The organism is Streptomyces sp. KM273126 (assembly GCF_004337435.2).
Classification (GTDB): domain Bacteria; phylum Actinomycetota; class Actinomycetes; order Streptomycetales; family Streptomycetaceae; genus Streptomyces; species Streptomyces acidicola.
The window spans coordinates 913,292-932,633 of the sequence record NZ_SJXB02000001.1 but is presented as its reverse complement, the minus strand read 5'-3'; the positions used below and the strand labels follow the sequence as shown (position 1 = coordinate 932,633).

Sequence of the window (19,342 nt, the reverse complement as noted above, 5' to 3'; positions counted from 1 at the left end):
ACGCCGTCAGCTCCCCGGGGTCGTGCCGGGTGTCTCGGTGCCGTAGCCGTGGATGCCGGCGGCCCGGGCCAGGTCGAGGTCGAGGGCCTCGCGGCGGATGCGCTGGTCGATGTAGAGCAGCACAGTGACGCCCGCGGTGATGGGGAACGTGAGCATGGCCCCGATCACCGAGCCGATCCCGCTGACGATGAGGAACGTCCAGCCGAGCTGCCCGCCGCTGCCATTGAGGAAGCCGGAGACGCCGTCTCCGCTGAGCGCGGCGGCGAGGAAGGCGAACGGGATCACGATGATCGAGGCCACGATGTTGGCGATGATCGCGGCGAGCAGCTGGATGCCGAAGACCCGCCACCAGGAGCCGCGCACCAGCTTCACGGAGCGGCTCATCGACTTCATGACCCCTTGCTTCTCCAGCATCAGGGCGGGCGAGGCGAGCGAGAAGCGGATCATCAGCCACAGGGCGACGACTCCGGCTCCGAGACCACCGAGGGCGGCCAGCGCGGCGCCCCCTCCGCCTCCGCCCGCGGCGATCACGAGGAGGCCGGGCGCGGTGCCGACGGCGATGATGACGGCGGCGATGAGGGGCAGCAGGAGAGTCAGGCCGAACAGCCTGGCCAGCCGGGGCCGGGCCTCGCGCCAGGCTTCCGCCGTGGTCACCGGCTTGCCGATCACGGCGCGGCTGGTCACGGACGTGAGCAGGGCTGTGGCCACGATGGTGCCGAGCAGGCTGATGAGCAGGACGACGGCCGAGCTGAGCAGGGTGGTGCCCATGGCCTGGGTCAGTTCGTCGAGCGAGGCGCTGGGGTCACTGAGGGCCTCGGTGCCGGCGGCGTCGTTGAGGACGAAGCCCTGAACCAGGATGACCGCGATCTCCGTGACGACGGCGACGGTCAGCGAGATGCCGAGGACCGTGCGCCAGTACGTGCGCATGGTGGAGACGGCGCCGTCGAGGATCTCGCCGATGCCGAGCGGGCGCAGCGGGATTACACCGGGCTTGGCCGCGGGCGGGGGTCCGCCCCACGGTCCGCCCCAGCCGCCGGGACCGCCGTAGCCGGGCGAGCCCCAGCCGCCGGGGCCACCGCCCTGGCCGCCGTAGTCACCTGGGCCGCCCGGACCGTAACCACCGGGGCCGCCAGGCTGCTGGCCGCCCCAGCCCGGGCCGGGCGGAGGGGTGGCGGGGCCTGGCCGGGGGCCTGCGGGCTCGGAGCCGACCACTGGCCGGGCGGGGGCTGCTCCTTGGACCACTTCGACGGTGGCTCCGACGGGTTCACGCTCCCCTGGCCCGGCTGCTCCGGGGGTTGCGCAGCGCCGGAGCCGGCCGGTTCCTGGCCGTCCGAGGGGGCGGATCCGGGCGAGGCCCAGCCCGGAGTGTCTTTCATCGTCGCTCCTTCACGGTGCCCGTCCGCGGTTGCGGTGGCAGGTTCGCGCCCATCGTGCCACGGTGCGTCCTTCAAGTGACCAGGGGCGGTATGGGCTGCGCACCTTCAATTGTCTGCCCGGTAGAGGGCAGACTGGGCGGATGGCTGATCAGCAGGCGCAATCCGGCGACGACAACCGGCCGACAGAGATCCCCGCGATCCGCTGGGACGAGCCACCCGAAGGGCCCGTTCTGGTCCTTCTCGACCAGACGCGGCTGCCGGCCGAAGAGGTCGAGTTGGTGTGCACGGACGCGCCCGCGCTGGTGGAGGCGATCCGCACCCTCGCGGTCCGCGGGGCGCCGCTGCTGGGGATTGCCGGGGCGTATGGCGTCGCGCTCGCCGCCGCGCGCGGGTTCGACGTGGAGGAGGCGGCTGCCTCCCTCGCGGGTGCTCGGCCCACCGCGGTGAACCTCGCGGTCGGCGTGGGCCGGGCCCGGGACGCGTACCGGGCCGCGCTCGCCCAGGGCGGGAACCAGGAGCAGGGTGCCGAGGCGGCGCTCGCTGCGGCGCGGGCGCTGCACCGGGAGGACGCCGAGGCGAGTGTCCGCATGGCCGGGCACGGGCTGGCGCTGCTCGACGAGTTGCTGCCGGGCGGCGGGCACCGGGTGCTCACGCACTGCAACAGCGGTTCGCTGGTGTCGGGAGGGGAGGGCACGGCGTTCGCGGTGGCGCTGGCGGCGCACCGGGAGGGGCGGCTGCGCAGGCTGTGGGTGGACGAGACGCGGCCGTTGCTCCAGGGGGCCCGTCTGACGGCGTACGAGGCGGCGCGCAGCGGGATGGCGTACACCTTGCTCACGGACAATGCGGCGGGTTCGCTTTTCGCGGCCGGGGAGGTGGACGCCGTGCTGGTCGGGGCCGACCGGATCGCGGCCGATGGCTCGGTGGCGAACAAGGTGGGGACGTATCCGCTCGCGGTGCTGGCCCGGTATCACCATGTGCCGTTCATCGTGGTGGCGCCGGTGACGACCGTGGATCTTGACACCGCGGACGGCGCGTCCATCGAGGTCGAGCAGCGGGCCGGGTACGAGGTGACGGAGATCGCGGCGCCCCAGGTGCCGGTGGCGGGAGCGGAGGCGGGGGGTGGGATTCCGGTGGCACCTCTGGGGACACAGGCGTACAACCCGGCGTTCGACGTGACACCGCCCGAGCTGGTGACGGCGATTGTCACCGAGGAGGGGGTCGTGTCGCCCGTGACGGCCGAGGCTCTTGCCGGGCTGTGTGACAGGTCACGCCAGGTAACGATTTAGTTAATGGGATGATGTCATTCATGAAGGGACGAGTCCTTGTCGTCGATGACGACACCGCACTGGCCGAGATGCTCGGCATCGTGTTGCGTGGTGAAGGTTTTGAGCCGTCTTTCGTAGCCGACGGCGACAAGGCGCTGGCGGCATTCAGGGAGGCCAAACCCGACCTGGTGCTGCTCGACCTGATGTTGCCCGGCCGGGACGGCATAGAGGTGTGCCGCCTGATCAGGGCCGAGTCCGGGGTGCCGATCGTGATGCTCACGGCCAAGAGCGACACGGTGGACGTGGTGGTCGGGCTGGAGTCCGGTGCTGATGACTACATCGTGAAGCCGTTCAAGCCGAAGGAGCTCGTGGCCCGTATCCGGGCGCGGCTGCGGAGGTCGGAGGAGCCGGCGCCGGAGCAGCTCGCCATCGGCGACCTCGTCATCGACGTGGCCGGTCACTCCGTGAAGCGGGAGGGGCAGTCGATCGCGCTGACGCCGCTGGAGTTCGACCTGCTGGTCGCGCTGGCCCGCAAGCCGTGGCAGGTGTTCACGCGTGAGGTCCTGCTGGAGCAGGTCTGGGGCTACCGCCATGCGGCGGACACGCGTCTGGTCAACGTCCATGTGCAGCGGCTGCGGTCCAAGGTCGAGAAGGACCCGGAGCGGCCGGAGATCGTGGTGACCGTCCGCGGTGTCGGGTACAAGGCGGGACCGAGCTGACATGACGGGGGACAGTGCCGCTTCGGCGCCCGGCCAGCCGGGGACCCGCGCGGGGCGGCCTGTCGGCCGGAAGACGGCGGGGTCCCGCTGGGGACACCTCCTCGACGGCGGGCTGCTGCGGGGCGGGGTACAGGGCAGTCCGGTCCTGCGTCTGTTCATGCGCTGGGTGCGCCGTCCGCTGTTGCCCGTGATGCGGCTGTGGCGGCGCAACATCCAGCTGAGGATCGTCGTGACGACCCTGCTGATGTCGCTGGGCGTGGTCCTGTTGCTGGGCTTCGTCGTCATCGGACAGGTCCGCAACGGACTGCTGGACGCCAAGGTCAAGGGTTCGCAGAGCCAGGCCACGGGCGGCTTCACGGCCGCCGCCCAGCAGGCCGACAGCGCGGCGACCGCGGCCGGGAACGAGGGCCCGGACCCGGGTGGCGACTCGGTGAAGAACGTCAGCGAATGGATGAGCAGCCTCGTGGAGTCCCTCTCCAGTGGCGGCCAGGGCGCGTTCGACGTCGTGACGCTCAGCAGCAGCGGAGCGGGGGCCGAGCGCGGGTTCGGTCCGCGCGCCTCCGGCGGTGTGGACCCGACGCTCAGCGTGCCCGAGGTCCTGCGCGACCGAGTGGACGACGGAGCGGGCGCGGCGCAGAGCTACACGCGCATCGTCTACGAGGCCAGCACCGGCAAGGAGTCGCAGCCCGCGCTTGTCATCGGCAAGCAGGTCAACGACCCGTACGGCAACCCGTACGAGCTGTACTACCTCTTCCCGCTCAGCCAGGAGGAGAAGTCGCTGAGCCTGGTCAAGGGGACGCTGGCGACGGCGGGACTGTTCGTCGTCGTGCTCCTCGGGGCCATTGCCTGGCTCGTGGTGCGGCAGGTCGTGACCCCTGTCCGGATGGCGGCCGGGATCGCTGAGCGGCTGTCCGCGGGGCGCCTTCAGGAACGTATGAAGGTCACCGGTGAGGACGACATCGCGCGGCTCGGTGAGGCCTTCAACAAGATGGCGCAGAACCTTCAGCTGAAGATCCAGCAGTTGGAGGACCTGTCGCGGATGCAGCGGCGGTTCGTCTCCGACGTGTCGCACGAGCTGCGCACGCCGTTGACCACCGTGCGTATGGCCGCGGATGTCATCCATGAGGCACGCGTCGACTTCGATCCGGTGACCGCGCGGTCGGCGGAGCTGCTCGCCGACCAGCTGGACCGGTTCGAGTCGCTGCTCGCGGACCTGCTGGAGATCAGCCGGTTCGACGCGGGCGCGGCGGCCCTGGAGGCCGAGCCGATCGACCTCAGGGAGGTCGTGCGGCGGGTCGTGAGCGGGGCCGAGCCGCTCGCCGAGCGCAAGGGGACGCGGATACGGATCGTCGGCGACCAGCAGCCCATCGTGGCCGAGGCCGACGCCCGGCGCGTGGAGCGGGTGCTGCGCAACCTCGTCGTCAACGCCGTGGAGCACGGCGAGGGCAAGGACGTCGTGGTCAAGCTGGCCGCGGCGGGCGGCGCCGTGGCGGTCGCCGTACGCGACTACGGCGTGGGGCTCAAGCCGGGCGAGGCGACCCGGGTGTTCAGCCGCTTCTGGCGCGCGGACCCGGCACGCGCGCGTACCACTGGCGGTACGGGTCTCGGGCTGTCCATCGCCTTGGAGGACGCGCGGCTGCACGGTGGCTGGCTGCAGGCGTGGGGCGAGCCGGGCGGGGGTTCGCAGTTCCGGCTGACGCTGCCGCGGACCGCGGACGAGCCGCTGCGGGGATCCCCGATACCTCTTGAGCCCAAGGACTCGCGGCGCAACCAGGAGCTGAACGACGCCGGTCTGCACCTCGGAGGCAGCAGCAAGCTCGCCACCGTCCCGGTGCAGACCGCGGGGGAGAACGTACAGGCGAGGGCCCCCATAGAACTGCGGCCGACCGGGGCGACGCCCACGGTGGACCCGACGGCACTGCCCGGCGACGGGGCGCGCGTGGTGCCCCGGCCCACCGGGGCCGCGGGCGGGCACGCGGACGAAGAAGTGGACAACGAAGCGGGGGACACCGAGGAGCGGCCGTCGCAGGGCGCCGCGGAGCAGCACGAGCAGGGGGAGGCATTCCGTGGGCGCTGACCGCGAGGGGCGCGGCCGACGGCGTCGGATGCGCGTGGGGGCGTACGTCGGCTGTGGTGCCGTACTGCTGGCCGGGTGCGCCTCGATGCCGGACGACGGGGATCTGCGCGGTGTCGAGTCCACCCCACGACAGGACGCGCAGGTACGGGTCTACGCGCTGCCGCCGCGCGAGGACGCCCGGCCCTCGGAGATCGTGCAGGGCTTCCTGGAGGCCCTCACCAGCGATGATCCGGACTACGAGACGGCACGCATGTACCTGGCGGGCAAGGCGCTCTCGGACTGGCAGCCGAGCGCGACCACCACGGTCCTCGTCGAGGGGCCGAACGCCGTCCCCGAGCCCTCGGGGACCAGGGAGGACGACGGGGACTTCCTCTACCGACTGACCGGCCACGAGGTCGCTCGGGTGGATGCGCAGCACGCGTACGAACCCACCGACGACGAATACAACGCGACCGTGCACCTCACGCAGCAGAAGGACACCAAGCAGTGGCGCATCGACCGGCTGCCCCAGGGTGTGGTCATGGGCAAGTCGGACTTCCAGCGCACCTATGTGTCCGTGAACAAGTACTACTTCACCTCGTTCGCGCGGGCCGGGCAGCTGGGGACCGTGGCCGATCCGGTCTACGTGCGCCGGGAGGTGGACCCGGTGACGCAGATGGTCCGGGCGCTGCTGAAGGGCCCGACCCGCTGGCTGAACCCGGTGGCGCGGACGAGTTTCCCCCCGGGCACGGCCCTGAAGAAGGGCGTCACGTCGCTCACGCCCGACGACCAGAACAAGCTGGTCGTGCCGCTGAACGGCAAGGCCGATCGTGTCGCGCGGGGCAAGTGCAACGAGATGGCGGCGCAGTTGCTGTTCACGCTCCAGGACCTGATGCCCACGGGTGTGGACGAGGTGGAGCTGCAGCGGTCGGACGGTACGCAGCTGTGCGTGCTCGACGAGGGCGGGGCCTCGCACGGCGCGGGCGGAGGTGCCGACTACCAGTACTTCATCGACGGTGAGGGGCGGCTCGTGCGCATGCTCGCCAGCGGTGCCGACCGGGAGCCCGACACCGTTCCCGGTGCTCTGGGCACCGGCGACACAGAGCTGCGGTCGGCCGCCGTGAGCCGCGACGAGGATCGTGCTGCCGGGGTGTCGAAGGACGGCAGCGAGATGTATGTCGGGTCGTTCGAGTCGGACGGTGCGCTCGGCGACCCTGTGGTCCACAGCGAGGGCAGGACCGACAAGGACCGGCTGACGACGCCCAGCTGGGACGGGCGGGGCGATCTGTGGGTCGCCGACCGCGATCCGAAGAACCCGCGGCTGCTGGTGCTGCAGGACGGTGAGGGCGAGCCTCTGGAGGCCGGCACACCGGGGCTGGACGGGCGCATCGAGGCGGTGCGGGTGGCAGCGGACGGCGTCCGGATCGCGCTGATCGTGGAGAGGGATGACAAGCAGGCCCTGTTCATAGGGCGCATCGAGCGGGACTCCGACTCAAGTGGTGAGCCGTCCGTGTCGATCGTCGATCTGCGTTCCGCGACACCGCAGCTGGAGAAGGTCAAGGCCATGTCGTGGGCCGGGGACAGCCGGCTCGTGGTGGTCGGGCGCGAGTCCCGCGGTGTGCAGCAGATGCGGTACGTGCAGGTCGACGGCTCCATGCTGGACGGCCCCCAGCCCGTGTCGCTCACCGGAGTGGAGGAGATCGCCGCCTCCGAGGACGAGCGGCTGCCGCTGGTGGCCCATTCATCAGAGGACGGAATCGTACGGCTGTCGTCCGGCTCGCAGTGGCAGACGGTGGTCAGCGAGGGGATGGCGCCGGTTTATCCGGGATAGCGGGGGCGTCCGTACGGTGGTCCGTGACGTGCCGTGCCATGCCGCGCTTTGCCGTGCCGTGCCGCGCCGTGTCGCGCTTTGCCGTGCGGTGTAGTGCCTTGCGGTGTAGTGCAGCGGCGGGGGTCGCTCGTGTGAGGGACGGCCCGAGGCCGGGCCCGGGAGTTGTCCACAGGTGGTTATCCACAGGGGTGGCCGAGGCGCGCCGACGTTGGCACAGTGGTGGGCATGCGGGGGTGGTGGCAGGACCTCACCGATCTGGTGCTGCCGGCCGAGTGCGGAGGCTGCGGCAGGCCTCGCACGGTGCTCTGCCCGGAGTGCCGTGCCGCCCTGAGCGGGGCCGCACCGAGCCGGGTGCGACCGGTGCCGGTGCCGCCGGGGCTGCCCGTGGCACACGCGGCGGCTCCGTACGAGGACGCGGTACGGGCGATGCTCCTCGCCCACAAGGAAAGAGGTGCGCTGGCGCTCGCGGCACCGCTCGGAGCGGCCTTGGCAGGGGCCGTACGGGAGGGGCTGCGCGAGGCGGGAGGGGCACGGGAGCGCGTGCTGCTCGTGCCTGTGCCGTCGGCGCGCACGGCGGTGCGGGCACGTGGGCACGACCCCGCTCGGCGGATCGCGCTCGCCGCGGCCGGGGAACTGCGGCGTACGGGGACGCCGGCCCGGGTGCTCGGTGTGCTGCGGCAGCGCCGGGCCGTGGCCGATCAGTCGGGCCTCAACTCGCGGCAGCGGCTGGACAATCTCGCGGGCGCCCTGATGGTGGCCGACGGGGGAGGCCGGTTGCTGGCGGAGGGCCGGGTCGTGCTGGTCGACGACGTGATGACGACGGGCGCCTCGCTGACGGAGGCCGCGCGCGCCGTGCGGTCAGCTCTGGACGAAACGGCTGTGTACGGCGGCGTGGCATGGGAAGAAAGAGCGAAACGGATCGCGGGTGCGACTGCGGCGACCGGAGTGAGGTCGGTGCGGTCGGCCGAGAGGAAGGTGGTGGACCGCACCCGAGCAGTACCGGGAAAGGCGGCTGCGCACGGCGCCGGAAACATCATGCGCGCAGCGGTGGTCGCTGCCTCACCGGAATCTTTCCAATAAACCGGAACTGAGAGAGATCTTGCGTCGTTGCAGGTAGCGAGAGGGTCAATCACCTGAACGGAGGTATGTGGGAGTAGAGGGTGACGACATCAGGCCGGGCGAGATATGTTCGGTTGTGAGGGAATGGCGGTGGCCGTTCCTTGCATATCCGAATGCCGTGCTGCGGGTTTTTCTGTAATCATCCGCGACGACAGGGCGGAGATCTTGTCCACGGGGGAGGAGGAGGTGGAAGTCACCAAGTCCGAGGTTCCGGGACGTACCGGAGCCTGGTGATGCACAAGGGAGACGCTCCGCACTGGAGCGGAGCGATCCGGGAACGGAGTTCTGCGTGGACATCGTCGTCAAGGGCCGCAAGACCGAGGTGCCCGAGCGGTTCCGCAAGCACGTGGCCGAGAAGCTGAAGCTGGAGAAGATCCAGAAGCTCGACGGCAAGGTGATCAGCCTCGACGTCGAGGTGTCCAAGGAGCCCAACCCCCGGCAGGCAGACCGATCGGATCGAGTGGAGATCACGCTCCACTCCCGCGGTCCCGTGATCCGGGCGGAAGCAGCGGCCAGTGATCCGTATGCGGCGCTCGACCTGGCGGCGGAGAAGCTGGAAGCCCGGCTGCGCAGGCAGCACGACAAGCGATTCACGCGCCGTGGAGCCCGACGGCTCACGGCAGCCGAGGTCCCCGACCACGTCCCGGGCGTGGCGACGCTGAACGGGAACGGCAAGGCCGTCCACGAGGAAGAGCAGTCGGACGGCGTTCCCACCAAGAAGATCGGCTCGCTGGAGGTCAAGGGCGAAGGTCCCCTCGTCGTCCGTGAGAAGACCCACGTCGCGTCCCCGATGACGCTCGACCAGGCGCTCTACGAGATGGAGCTGGTCGGGCACGACTTCTATCTGTTCGTCGACTCCGAGACCAAGGAACCCAGTGTCGTCTACCGGCGGCACGCCTACGACTACGGCGTCATCCACCTCAGCACCGACCCGATGGTGACCCAGGGGCGGTCGGCTGGCGCAGGTGGTGGGCTCGGCGGCTGACCTCCGCCGGGTGACAACCGATCCGGTGCCCCTGGAGCGTGTGTGCGCCCCCAGGGGCACCCGTGTGCGACCACCCGATGGACCGCTCTGTCACCGCTGTGCGGTCCCGGCATGAAATCATGGCTGAACCGGCCCCAACCGGTGGGCTGTTGCCTTTGGTTGGCGATGGCACAGGAACACAGGCCACGGCCTTCTAGGGGGAGGAACGATGGCGGACAGCTTCGGACCGATGCGTGACGAGGATGCCGACGGCGGCGTCGTCGGCATGGGCCCGGAGGGGGGCTCTCCACGCAAGGAGCCCATCCGGGTCCTCGTCGTGGACGACCACGCGCTCTTCCGCCGCGGCCTGGAGATCGTGCTCGCGGCCGAGGAGGACATCCAGGTCGTCGGCGAGGCGGGCGACGGGGCGGAGGCCGTCGACAAGGCGGCCGACCTGCTGCCCGACATCGTGCTGATGGATGTACGGATGCCCAAGCGCGGCGGCATCGAGGCGTGCACCTCCATCAAGGAGGTGGCCCCCAGCGCGAAGATCATCATGCTGACGATCAGCGACGAGGAGGCCGACCTCTACGACGCGATCAAGGCGGGTGCGACGGGCTATCTCCTCAAGGAGATCTCCACGGACGAGGTGGCCACCGCCATTCGCGCCGTCGCTGACGGTCAGTCACAGATCAGCCCCTCCATGGCGTCCAAGCTGCTCACCGAGTTCAAGTCCATGATCCAGCGGACCGATGAGCGCCGGCTCGTGCCGGCGCCGCGGTTGACGGACCGGGAGCTTGAGGTGCTCAAACTCGTGGCCACGGGAATGAACAACCGTGATATCGCCAAGGAGTTGTTCATCTCCGAGAACACGGTGAAGAACCACGTGCGCAACATCCTGGAGAAACTGCAGCTGCACTCCAGGATGGAGGCCGTGGTGTATGCGATGCGGGAGAAGATCCTCGAGATCCGTTAGTGACGGGTCATGGGGTACGGACTCGGTGAGAATCAGGCGAGGGCGCGGGTCAGCTCCTTTGTAAGGGGCTCGCTGGGCTCCGGGGCGTCCACCCGCTCCACGCGTACGTCGGTGCAGTCCACCCAGCTCGCCGCCTCTCGCAGGGCCTGGGCCACCGCGGGGACTGCTTTGGGGCTGCCGAGAGTTATCTGCCTGGCGATCAGGGTGCGGCCGTCGCGGGCGGGGTCGACCCGTCCGACCAGCTGACCTCCGGCGAGGACCGGCATCGCGAAGTAGCCGTACAGGCGCTTCTGTTTGGGGACGTACGCCTCCAGCCGGTGGGTGAAGCCGAAGATGCGTTCCGTCCGGGCCCGCTCCCAGATCAGCGAGTCGAAGGGGGACAGGAGCGTCGTACGGTGGCGGCCGCGCGGCGCCGTCTCCAGGGCCGCCGGGTCGGCCCAGGCGGGTTTGCCCCAGCCCGCGACCGTCACCGGAACCAGGCCCGAGTCCGCGATCACCGCGTCGACCTGCTCGGCCTTCAGGCGGTGGTAGTCGGCGATGTCCGCGCGCGTGCCCACACCCAGGGACTGGCCGGCCAGCCGGACCAGGCGGCGGAGGCACTCGGTGTCGTCCAGCTCGTCGTGCAGCAGCTCGTCCGGGATCGCGCGCTCGGCGAGGTCGTACACCCGCTTCCAGCCGCGGCGCTCGACGCAGACCACCTCGCCGTACATCAGCGCCCGTTCGACGGCGATCTTTTCTCCGGACCAGTCCCACCACTCGCTGGTCCGCTTCGCGCCGCCCAACTCCGTGGCCGTCAGGGGGCCTTCGGCGCGGAGCTGCTTGATGACGCGCTCGTATGCGCCGTCCGGCAGCGGGTGGTTCCAGTGCGGGCGGGAGCGGTAGGCGCGGCGGCGGAAGGCGAAGTGGGGCCACTCCTCTACGGGGAGGATGCACGCGGCGTGCGACCAGTACTCGAAGGCGTGCGGTCGGGTCACGGGTGCGCCGTCGGGCGTGGTCGACCAGTACGCCCTGTCCACCGTCTTGCGGCCCACCGCGCCGAGGCGGGCGTACGGGATGAGTTCGTGCGAGCGGGCCAGGACCGAGATGGTGTCGAGCTGGACCGCGCCCAGGTGCCGCAGCACGCCTCGTACGCCACCTCTGCGGTCGGGAGCACCGAGGAACCCCTGGGCCCGCAGGGCGATGCGGCGGGCCTCGTTGGCGGAGAGTTCGGTGGTGGGGCGCGGCAGGGTCGTCATGGTTCCGCACGATAGAGGTTGCCACTGACAGAGGGGCCTGAGCTTGGGTTTCGGACTGAGGCGGCTTGGGTTTCGGGCCGAGGCGGCTTGGGTTTCGGGCTGAGGGAGCCCGCTTTTCGGGACCAGCCGCAGCGGGTTTCCGGACCGGCCGCACCGGGTTCCCGGATCAGTCGCACCGGGTTCCCGGACTGGCCGCGCCGGCCGCCGCCCCCCAGGGAGCCCCGGAAAGCCCAAGCCGGCCGGAGACGCTACGACTGTCCCGGAAGGTACGGTGCCGTCGACGGCAGGCCCAGGTCCGAGGGGAGCAGGGAGCCCACCCAGCAGTCGCGGCGCACGCCCTTGTTGTCGATCGCGGAGCGCAGGGTGCCCTCGATGGTGAAGCCCGCCTTCTCGGCCACCGCGCGGGATGCCGCGTTGCCGACCTCGGCGCGCCACTCCACACGGTCGATCGCCATCGAGGTGAAGGCCCAGCGGGAGGCGGCGAGGGTGGCCTCGGTGATGTAGCCGTTGCCGCGGTGCTCCTTGGTCGCCCAGAAACCGATCTCACCCGTGCCCAGTGAGCGCACGGTGATGCCGAGCATGCCCACCAGCTCCCCGGAGGGGAGGAAGACGCCGAACGTGTACATCGAGGAGTCCGCCCAGCCGTCGGGCGCCATCTGGCCGACGAACCCCTCCGCGTGCTCGCGCAGATACGGCGACGGGATCATGGTCCAGCGCTGGATCTCGGGGTCCTGCGCGGCCGCGTACACCGCGTCGGTGTCGTGCGGGCCCACCGTGCGCAGGAGCAGCCGGTCGGTGGTCAGGGTGACGGGGTCCATCGGGCGATTCTGGCGCGACGGAGCGGAGAGGCGCCATCCTTTAGAAACCGGGTCGGCCGATGTCGGTGCGTGTCGGGCCGTGTCGGTCCGTGTCGGGCAGTGGCCGATCGGGTGGGTGCCGGGTTTGTTGCGCGTGTTGTTTGCGGTGCGTGAGGGGCCGATCACAATTCGCTTATTTCGTGGACGGAATGCGGCACCATCCGTCTCGTACGGCCGTTGTCCTAGTGGCTGTCATGGCCAGACCTCCCGGCATGGTGGGGTCCTCGCTTACGATGGCCGTTGCTTTGTCTGGTATCGAAGCTGTCAAAGCTGTCATTGAACCTGTCCAGTGGAATCCGACCGTCCCAGGCCCGATCGGCAAGGAGACAAAACCCCGTGTCCGTCCTCTCGAAGATCATGCGTGCAGGCGAAGGCAAGATCCTGCGCAAGCTGCACCGCATCGCGGACCAGGTCAACTCCATCGAAGAGGACTTCGCGGACCTCTCCGACGCCGAGCTCCGGGCCCTCACCGATGAGTACAAGCAGCGCTACGCCGACGGCGAGAGCCTCGACGACCTGCTCCCCGAGGCCTTCGCGACCGTCCGTGAGGCGGCCAAGCGCGTCCTCGGCCAGCGGCACTACGACGTGCAGCTGATGGGCGGCGCCGCCCTCCACCTCGGATATGTGGCCGAGATGAAGACCGGTGAGGGCAAGACCCTGGTGGGCACGCTGCCCGCGTATCTGAACGCGCTGTCCGGAGACGGCGTCCACCTCATCACGGTCAACGACTACCTGGCCGAGCGCGACTCCGAGATGATGGGCCGCGTCCACAAGTTCCTGGGCCTGGATGTCGGCTGCATCCTCGCCAACATGACGCCGGCCCAGCGCCGCGAGCAGTACAACTGCGACATCACGTACGGCACGAACAACGAGTTCGGCTTCGACTACCTCCGCGACAACATGGCCTGGTCCAAGGACGAGCTCGTCCAGCGCGGCCACAACTTCGCGATCGTCGACGAGGTCGACTCCATCCTCGTCGACGAGGCCCGTACGCCGCTGATCATCTCGGGCCCGGCCGACCAGGCCACCAAGTGGTACGGCGACTTCGCCAAGCTGGTCACGCGCCTCAAGCGCGGCGAGGCGGGCAACCCCCTGAAGGGCGTCGACGAGACCGGCGACTACGACGTCGACGAGAAGAAGCGCACGGTCGCCATCCACGAGTCCGGCGTCAGCAAGGTCGAGGACTGGCTGGGCATCGACAACCTGTACGAGTCGGTGAACACGCCGTTGGTGGGCTACCTGAACAACGCCATCAAGGCCAAGGAGCTCTTCAAGAAGGACAAGGACTACGTCGTCATCGACGGCGAGGTCATGATCGTCGACGAGCACACGGGCCGTATCCTCGCCGGCCGCCGTTACAACGAGGGCATGCACCAGGCGATCGAGGCGAAGGAAGGGGTGGACATCAAGGACGAGAACCAGACGCTCGCCACGATCACCCTGCAGAACTTCTTCCGCCTCTACGGCAAGCTCTCCGGCATGACCGGTACGGCGATGACCGAGGCCGCCGAGTTCCACCAGATCTACAAGCTCGGCGTGGTCCCGATCCCGACCAACAAGCCGATGGTCCGCAAGGACCAGTCCGACCTGATCTACCGCACCGAGGTCGCCAAGTTCGACGCGGTCGTCGACGACATCGCCGAGAAGCACGAGAAGGGCCAGCCGATCCTCGTCGGTACGACGTCGGTCGAGAAGTCCGAGTACCTCTCGCAGCAGCTCTCCAAGCGCGGCATCCAGCACGAGGTGCTGAACGCCAAGCAGCACGACCGGGAGGCGACGATCGTCGCCCAGGCCGGCCGCAAGGGCGCTGTGACGGTGGCCACGAACATGGCCGGCCGTGGTACGGACATCAAGCTCGGCGGCAACCCCGACGACCTCGCCGAGGCGGAGCTGCGCCAGCGCGGCCTCGACCCCGAGGAGCACATCGAGGAGTGGTCCCACGCCCTCCCCGCCGCCCTGGAGAAGGCCGAGCGGGCCGTGAAGGCCGAGTTCGAAGAGGTCAAGGAACTCGGCGGGCTCTACGTGCTGGGTACCGAGCGGCACGAGTCGCGCCGTATCGACAACCAGCTGCGCGGTCGTTCCGGCCGTCAGGGCGACCCGGGTGAGTCCCGCTTCTACCTCTCGCTCGGCGACGACCTGATGCGCCTGTTCAAGGCCCAGATGGTCGAGCGCGTGATGTCCATGGCGAACGTCCCGGACGACGTGCCGATCGAGAACAAGATGGTCACGCGCGCGATCGCCTCCGCCCAGTCGCAGGTCGAGCAGCAGAACTTCGAGACCCGTAAGAACGTCCTGAAGTACGACGAGGTCCTCAACCGCCAGCGCGAGGTCATCTACGGCGAGCGGCGCCGTGTCCTTGAGGGCGAGGATCTGGACGAGCAGATCACGCACTTCATGGACGGCACGATCGACGCCTACATCCAGGCCGAGACCGCCGAGGGCTTCGCCGAGGAGTGGGACCTCGACCGGCTGTGGGGCGCGTTCAAGCAGCTCTACCCGGTGAAGGTGACCGTCGACGAGCTGGAGGAGGCCGCCGGTGACCGGGCCGGGCTGACCGCCGAGTTCATCGCCGAGTCGATCAAGGACGACATCCACGAGCAGTACGCGGCGCGCGAGGAGCAGCTCGGCTCCGAGATCATGCGCGAGCTGGAGCGCCGGGTGGTCCTCTCGGTCCTGGACCGCAAGTGGCGAGAGCACCTCTACGAGATGGACTACCTCCAGGAGGGCATCGGCCTGCGCGCGATGGCCCAGAAGGACCCGCTGGTCGAGTACCAGCGCGAGGGCTTCGACATGTTCCAGGCCATGATGGAGGGCATCAAGGAGGAGTCCGTCGGCTACCTGTTCAACCTGGAGGTCCAGGTCGAGCAGCAGGTCGAGGAGGTCCCGGTCGAGGACGAGAAGCCGTCGCTGGAGAAGAAGGAGGACGCGGTACCGGCCCAGGCGGGTGCCCGTCCGGAGATCCGTGCCAAGGGCCTGGAGGCCCCGCAGCGCCCGGACCGTCTGCACTTCTCCGCCCCCACCGTGGACGGCGAGGGCGGTGTCGTCGAGGGCGACTTCACCAACGACGACGAGCCCGTCCGCTCCGAGGCCGACGGTCTCACGCGCGCGGAGCGCCGCAAGCAGGCCAAGGGCGGACGGCGCCGCAAGAAGTGACGCAGCCGTTTGCCTCCGGTGAGGCGGCGGCGGGTCGCCTCGGGTGAGGACAGCGGTTATGAAGGGCCGGGCACTTTCGGGTGCTCGGCCCTTCGCGTGTGTGCCCTGTCTGGTCGGCGCTCCGAGGGATGAGCCCGGCCCCGGGGCCGGGGCCGGGGCCGGGGCCGGGGCCGTATGCGTGTGCCGTATGCCGTACGAGGAGGTCAGTCCTCGTCCGTGCAGGGCATCCTCGGACCGCCGAGTTCCACGGCTGTGCAGCGCCAGCGGTTGTCATGGCCGTACTCCAGGCGGAAGGCCATGGCGCGGAGCTGGTCGCCGGCGCCGATGCGGGCGAAGGCCTCGATGGCGCCGGGGCGGGGCTCGAAGTAGCCGATGTCGCGGACGACCGGGCGGGTGCCGCGGGTCGCGCGCAGGGGGCCGCGTTCGGCGAGCCAGGCCAGTTCGTCGTACGCGCGTCCGACAGTGTGGCGCAGCATGCTGTGCACCGGACGCTGACCGCTCAGCACTGCCAGCAGGAGATCGGCGAAGCGGTCGGTGGGGCGGGGCTGAGGGAGGGCGAGGAGTGCCCTGCCGGCCTCCACGGCCCCGCCGGGGGCCGTGGAGGGGCGACCCCGGCCCGGTGCCGTGCGCGTCGGTGTGCCGCCGGGGCGGCGGGTGTCGTGTCGGACCGGCGGGCGGGTGCCGGGGTGGCGCCGAGTCCTGGTCATGACCTTGTTCATGGGAGGTCCCCGTTCCGTGAACCGACCGCCCAGGGGATACCGGTCGGTAACTTCGTGGTTGGGGATCTTGTACGGGGCCGGGAGCGGGTGCCGCAACGAAGGCGGGCCCGCCTCGGAGCGCCTGGAATCTTCACCTATCAGAGTGATCCCGAGGGGCGGAACCCTTGGGGACATGGGGGTGTACCGGGTGATCCGGGAGCGGCGGGTGGACGCCGCGGAGGGCGCGGGTGGGGACCCGATGGGGGACACCCGCACGTATCCTTGGGTGACTCACCGGAGGTGCGGGACCACGGACCGGTCAGGATCGGTCTTGTGGAAACCTCCCCGTGCCTTCCGGTGGCCCTTCCCGACTTTCCCGACTACGAAAGCGGCTCGTCATGCGCGTCTACGTCCCCCTGACCCTTCCCGGTCTCGCCGCGGCGTACAAGACGGGTGAGCTGGGAGAGGGGCCGTTCGTCGCGTACGCCGTCACGCCCGCGCTGCGCGAGTGGTATCTCTCCGACGACATCGAGGAGCTTGAGTACGCGGCCCTCAACCGCGCCGCCCTGGCCTCGCTGCGGCTTCTCGCCGTGGAGCCCGGGGTGGCCCGGCGGCGGGTCGTCGTCGCCGTCGATGTCGCCGACGGGGCCGCCGTGGCCGACCCCGACCGTGGGCTCGACCCCGCGGCGCTCGGGGAGGTGCGGGTCACCGGTCCGGTTCCGCTGTCCAAGGCGGCGGCCGTCCACGTCGACTCCGACGACGCCGAGAACGACGTGGCCGCCGCCGCGGACGCGCTGGGCGCGGCCGACCAGGGGGACGACGACGCCCAGTTCACCGTGGACGGTGCCGAGGACCACGAGTTGCTGTGGTACGCGACGCAGGAGATTCCCAACCTGGTGGGGCTGGGGGACTGAACGCGGTGCCGTAGGTTTCCGCGACATCCCTTCACCGCCACCGGTGTGCGGGAGCCAGTCACCGGCGTGCGGTGGGCGGTCACGGTGCGTTGTCAGTGGTGCCGGGTACGTTCTTGGTATGGGGAAGAACGGAGCAGCGCACATCGTCTGGGACTGGAACGGGACCCTGTTCCACGACAATGAAGCGATCATCGGGGCGACGAACGCGGCATTCGCCGAGCTGGGCATCGAGCCGCTCACACTGGAGCAGTACCGGGCGCTGTACTGCGTGCCGGTGCCGAAGTTCTACGAGCGGCTGATAGGGCGGCTTCCGACGGACGAGGAGTGGGAGATCATGGACGGGATCTTCCACCGTTACTACCTGGAGCACCGCACGGCCTGCGAGCTCACCGAGGGCGTGCCGACACTGCTCGCGGACTGGCGGTCTGCGGGGCACAGCCAGTCGATCCTCAGCATGTACGGGCATGAGGACCTGGTCCCCCTGGTGAGGGGGTTCGGGATCGAGCCGCACTTCATACGGGTCGACGGGCGGACCGGGCCGTCCGGAGGCAGCAAGGCCGAGCACATGGTGCGGCACGTGGGCAGGCTCACCGGTGTCGAGATCTCCCGCGTGGTGGTGATCGGGGACGCGGCCGACGACGCGGTGTCCGCGCGGCACGTGGGCGCCCAGGCCGTGCTGTACACCGGGGGCTCCCACAGCCGCGCCAGCCTTGAGGAGGTGGGCGTGCCCGTGGTGGACACCCTGGCGGAGGCGGTCGTGGAGGCCGAGCGGTTGGCGGCCTGACGGCTGCCGACGGCTGAGCGGTGGGACGGCTGACGGCAGCCGGCCTCTGGCGGCCTCTGCGGAAGATCCGCAAAAACCTCAGGCAGGCCACTCCGGCCGACGACGGCTGAGCGGCGGGCCCAGCGGTCCGCCCGCCGCCGCCTCAGGGGTCAGGTCCGGTCAGGTGCGGTCACGTCAGGTCAGTTCAGGTCATCAGTTCAGGTCACGGGTGCCTTGGCCCGCAGGACCGTGAGGAACTCTCGCATCCAGCGGGAGTGGTCCGGCCAGGCGCGGGACGAGACGAGGGTGCCGTCGACCACGGCCTCCGCGTCCTGGAACGTGGCGCCGGCCGCCTGCATGTCCAGTTCCAGCGCCGGGTACGCCGTGACGCGGCGGCCGCGCAGGCCGTCCACGGCGGCGGTCAGCAGGGGGCCGTGGCAGATCTGGGCGACGGGTTTGTCCGTGTCGAAGAAGGACTTGAGGATCTTGCGGAGTTCGGGGTCGTTGCGGAGGTACTCCGGGGCGCGGCCCCCTGGGATGACGAGGGCGACGTACTGGCCGGGGTCGACCTCGGAGAAGGCGAGGTCGGCGGGCCAGGTGTAGCCGGGCTTCTCGGTGTACGTGTCGAAGCCGGGTTCGAAGTCATGGACGACGAACTGGAGCTTCTTGCGGGCGGGGGCCGCGATGTGGACGTCGTAGCCCTCCTCGCGGAGGCGTTGGTACGGGTACAGGACCTCCAGTGACTCCGCCGCGTCGCCGGTGACGATCAGGATCTTGGCTGACATGTCGCTGCGCTCCCCTCAGCCGTGGTGGGCGCCCTCTGCCGGGCGTCATGGGCAACGTGCCTCGGGGGAGAGGCCTTGCCAAGGGTGCGCGCGAGCCACAGGGCCCCAGAGCACGGGTGACTGCCCCGGGGCTGCGACCCCAGCCCCCAACCCCACTATCGGCCCGAACGGGTTCGTCCTCAAACGCCGGTGAGCCATCCCCCTCTCGCTCCCCTCTCGCTCCTCCCGCTCACCCCGCTCACCCCGCTCCCCCACTCCCCTCGCTCCCCCGGACTGGCCGGGAGCACTGACCAACGTGCGGCGGTACACGAGCCGACATCCGCCCGGCCGTACGCAGCCGTCACACCCCCGACGGAGTGGCACCCACCCGGGGAGCCCCACCCACGCAGGGCCGGAGTGGCACCCACCTGGCAAAGCGCCCCCCCGGTGGAACCTGAGGTGCAGGGCATGGGAGGGCGCCAAGCGCCGGGCTCCTGTGCGAAACGTCAAACTTCGACCCCGGGTTTTATACACATACGGCTCATGACGGGCCCCCCGTCATGAGCGATAGCCTTGTGGCGTGATCAGCGCGATATTTCGCGGGGACCTCGTCGTCCCTGCCCTGCGCCCGGAGAGCACGGCCCACAGCCGT

14 protein-coding genes and 1 pseudogene are annotated in these 19,342 nt (G+C 70.0%); 10 read left to right on the top strand and 5 right to left on the bottom strand.

Annotated features, from left to right (window positions below; all coding sequences use genetic code 11):
* Nucleotides 1-6: 6 nt before the first annotated feature.
* Nucleotides 7-1,376 (bottom strand): annotated as a pseudogene (locus E0500_RS03890) (glycerophosphoryl diester phosphodiesterase membrane domain-containing protein).
* Nucleotides 1,377-1,516: 140 nt separating this feature from the next.
* On the opposite strand from E0500_RS03890, the gene mtnA reads away from it, so the two are divergent.
* From mtnA to E0500_RS03855, 7 genes are all read left to right on the top strand, one after another.
* A complete protein-coding gene (gene mtnA, locus E0500_RS03885) occupies nucleotides 1,517-2,662 on the top strand; it encodes an S-methyl-5-thioribose-1-phosphate isomerase (RefSeq protein WP_131569537.1) in 1,146 nt (381 codons plus the stop codon).
* Nucleotides 2,663-2,670: 8 nt separating this feature from the next.
* On the top strand, nucleotides 2,671-3,360 hold the full coding sequence (gene mtrA, locus E0500_RS03880; protein ID WP_187281934.1) for a two-component system response regulator MtrA: 690 nt from the start codon (nucleotides 2,671-2,673) through the stop codon (nucleotides 3,358-3,360).
* Between the two features lies 1 nt (nucleotide 3,361).
* On the top strand, nucleotides 3,362-5,437 hold the full coding sequence (gene mtrB, locus E0500_RS03875) for an MtrAB system histidine kinase MtrB (protein ID WP_131569535.1): 2,076 nt from the start codon (nucleotides 3,362-3,364) through the stop codon (nucleotides 5,435-5,437).
* 28 nt (nucleotides 5,438-5,465) lie between these two features.
* Nucleotides 5,466-7,247: an LpqB family beta-propeller domain-containing protein gene (locus E0500_RS03870; protein ID WP_131569539.1), complete on the top strand. Its 1,782-nt coding sequence runs from the start codon at nucleotides 5,466-5,468 to the stop codon at nucleotides 7,245-7,247.
* Nucleotides 7,248-7,472: 225 nt separating this feature from the next.
* Nucleotides 7,473-8,327 (top strand): ComF family protein, encoded by an 855-nt coding sequence (locus E0500_RS03865; protein ID WP_131569533.1) that lies wholly within the window; start codon nucleotides 7,473-7,475, stop codon nucleotides 8,325-8,327.
* 328 nt (nucleotides 8,328-8,655) lie between these two features.
* Nucleotides 8,656-9,351 (top strand): ribosome hibernation-promoting factor, HPF/YfiA family, encoded by a 696-nt coding sequence (gene hpf, locus E0500_RS03860; protein ID WP_399118535.1) that lies wholly within the window; start codon nucleotides 8,656-8,658, stop codon nucleotides 9,349-9,351.
* A gap of 208 nt (nucleotides 9,352-9,559) precedes the next feature.
* Nucleotides 9,560-10,306, top strand: a complete 747-nt coding sequence (locus tag E0500_RS03855) for a response regulator transcription factor (protein ID WP_131569529.1) — start codon at nucleotides 9,560-9,562, stop codon at nucleotides 10,304-10,306.
* A gap of 32 nt (nucleotides 10,307-10,338) precedes the next feature.
* Here E0500_RS03855 and E0500_RS03850 read toward each other — a convergent pair whose 3' ends face one another.
* Together E0500_RS03850 and E0500_RS03845 are read right to left on the bottom strand one after the other, a co-directional pair.
* Complete coding sequence (locus tag E0500_RS03850; protein ID WP_131569527.1) at nucleotides 10,339-11,541, bottom strand: winged helix-turn-helix domain-containing protein; 1,203 nt, start codon at nucleotides 11,539-11,541, stop codon at nucleotides 10,339-10,341.
* A gap of 248 nt (nucleotides 11,542-11,789) precedes the next feature.
* Nucleotides 11,790-12,359 (bottom strand): GNAT family N-acetyltransferase, encoded by a 570-nt coding sequence (locus E0500_RS03845; protein ID WP_131569525.1) that lies wholly within the window; start codon nucleotides 12,357-12,359, stop codon nucleotides 11,790-11,792.
* A gap of 375 nt (nucleotides 12,360-12,734) precedes the next feature.
* Here E0500_RS03845 and secA point away from each other — a divergent pair, with 375 nt between their 5' ends.
* Nucleotides 12,735-15,551 (top strand): preprotein translocase subunit SecA, encoded by a 2,817-nt coding sequence (gene secA / locus E0500_RS03840; protein WP_131569523.1) that lies wholly within the window; start codon nucleotides 12,735-12,737, stop codon nucleotides 15,549-15,551.
* 203 nt (nucleotides 15,552-15,754) lie between these two features.
* On the opposite strand, the gene E0500_RS03835 is transcribed toward secA, so the two are convergent.
* Entirely contained in the window at nucleotides 15,755-16,270 is a 516-nt protein-coding gene (locus E0500_RS03835; protein ID WP_131572251.1) for an Rv3235 family protein, read from the bottom strand.
* 377 nt (nucleotides 16,271-16,647) lie between these two features.
* Between E0500_RS03835 and E0500_RS03830 the strand changes: the two genes are divergently transcribed.
* Both E0500_RS03830 and E0500_RS03825 read left to right on the top strand, forming a co-directional pair.
* Entirely contained in the window at nucleotides 16,648-17,163 is a 516-nt protein-coding gene (locus E0500_RS03830; protein ID WP_131572250.1) for a DUF6912 family protein, read from the top strand.
* A gap of 118 nt (nucleotides 17,164-17,281) precedes the next feature.
* Entirely contained in the window at nucleotides 17,282-17,947 is a 666-nt protein-coding gene (locus tag E0500_RS03825; RefSeq protein WP_131572249.1) for an HAD family hydrolase, read from the top strand.
* A 197-nt stretch (nucleotides 17,948-18,144) separates the two neighbouring features.
* Here the strand turns inward: E0500_RS03825 and E0500_RS03820 are convergent, their stop codons facing one another.
* Nucleotides 18,145-18,711: a DJ-1/PfpI family protein gene (locus E0500_RS03820; protein WP_131572248.1), complete on the bottom strand. Its 567-nt coding sequence runs from the start codon at nucleotides 18,709-18,711 to the stop codon at nucleotides 18,145-18,147.
* Nucleotides 18,712-19,342 lie beyond the last annotated feature (631 nt).

Coding starts and splice junctions, on each gene's coding strand:
- mtnA (WP_131569537.1), top strand. CDS start 1,517: ATGGCTGATCAGCAGGCGCAATCCGGCGACGACAACCGGCCGACAGAG.
- mtrA (WP_187281934.1), top strand. CDS start 2,671: ATGATGTCATTCATGAAGGGACGAGTCCTTGTCGTCGATGACGACACC.
- mtrB (WP_131569535.1), top strand. CDS start 3,362: ATGACGGGGGACAGTGCCGCTTCGGCGCCCGGCCAGCCGGGGACCCGC.
- E0500_RS03870 (WP_131569539.1), top strand. CDS start 5,466: ATGCGCGTGGGGGCGTACGTCGGCTGTGGTGCCGTACTGCTGGCCGGG.
- E0500_RS03865 (WP_131569533.1), top strand. CDS start 7,473: ATGCGGGGGTGGTGGCAGGACCTCACCGATCTGGTGCTGCCGGCCGAG.
- E0500_RS03855 (WP_131569529.1), top strand. CDS start 9,560: ATGGCGGACAGCTTCGGACCGATGCGTGACGAGGATGCCGACGGCGGC.
- E0500_RS03850 (WP_131569527.1), bottom strand. CDS start 11,541: ATGACGACCCTGCCGCGCCCCACCACCGAACTCTCCGCCAACGAGGCC.
- E0500_RS03845 (WP_131569525.1), bottom strand. CDS start 12,359: ATGGACCCCGTCACCCTGACCACCGACCGGCTGCTCCTGCGCACGGTG.
- E0500_RS03835 (WP_131572251.1), bottom strand. CDS start 16,270: ATGAACAAGGTCATGACCAGGACTCGGCGCCACCCCGGCACCCGCCCG.
- E0500_RS03830 (WP_131572250.1), top strand. CDS start 16,648: ATGCGCGTCTACGTCCCCCTGACCCTTCCCGGTCTCGCCGCGGCGTAC.
- E0500_RS03825 (WP_131572249.1), top strand. CDS start 17,282: ATGGGGAAGAACGGAGCAGCGCACATCGTCTGGGACTGGAACGGGACC.
- E0500_RS03820 (WP_131572248.1), bottom strand. CDS start 18,711: ATGTCAGCCAAGATCCTGATCGTCACCGGCGACGCGGCGGAGTCACTG.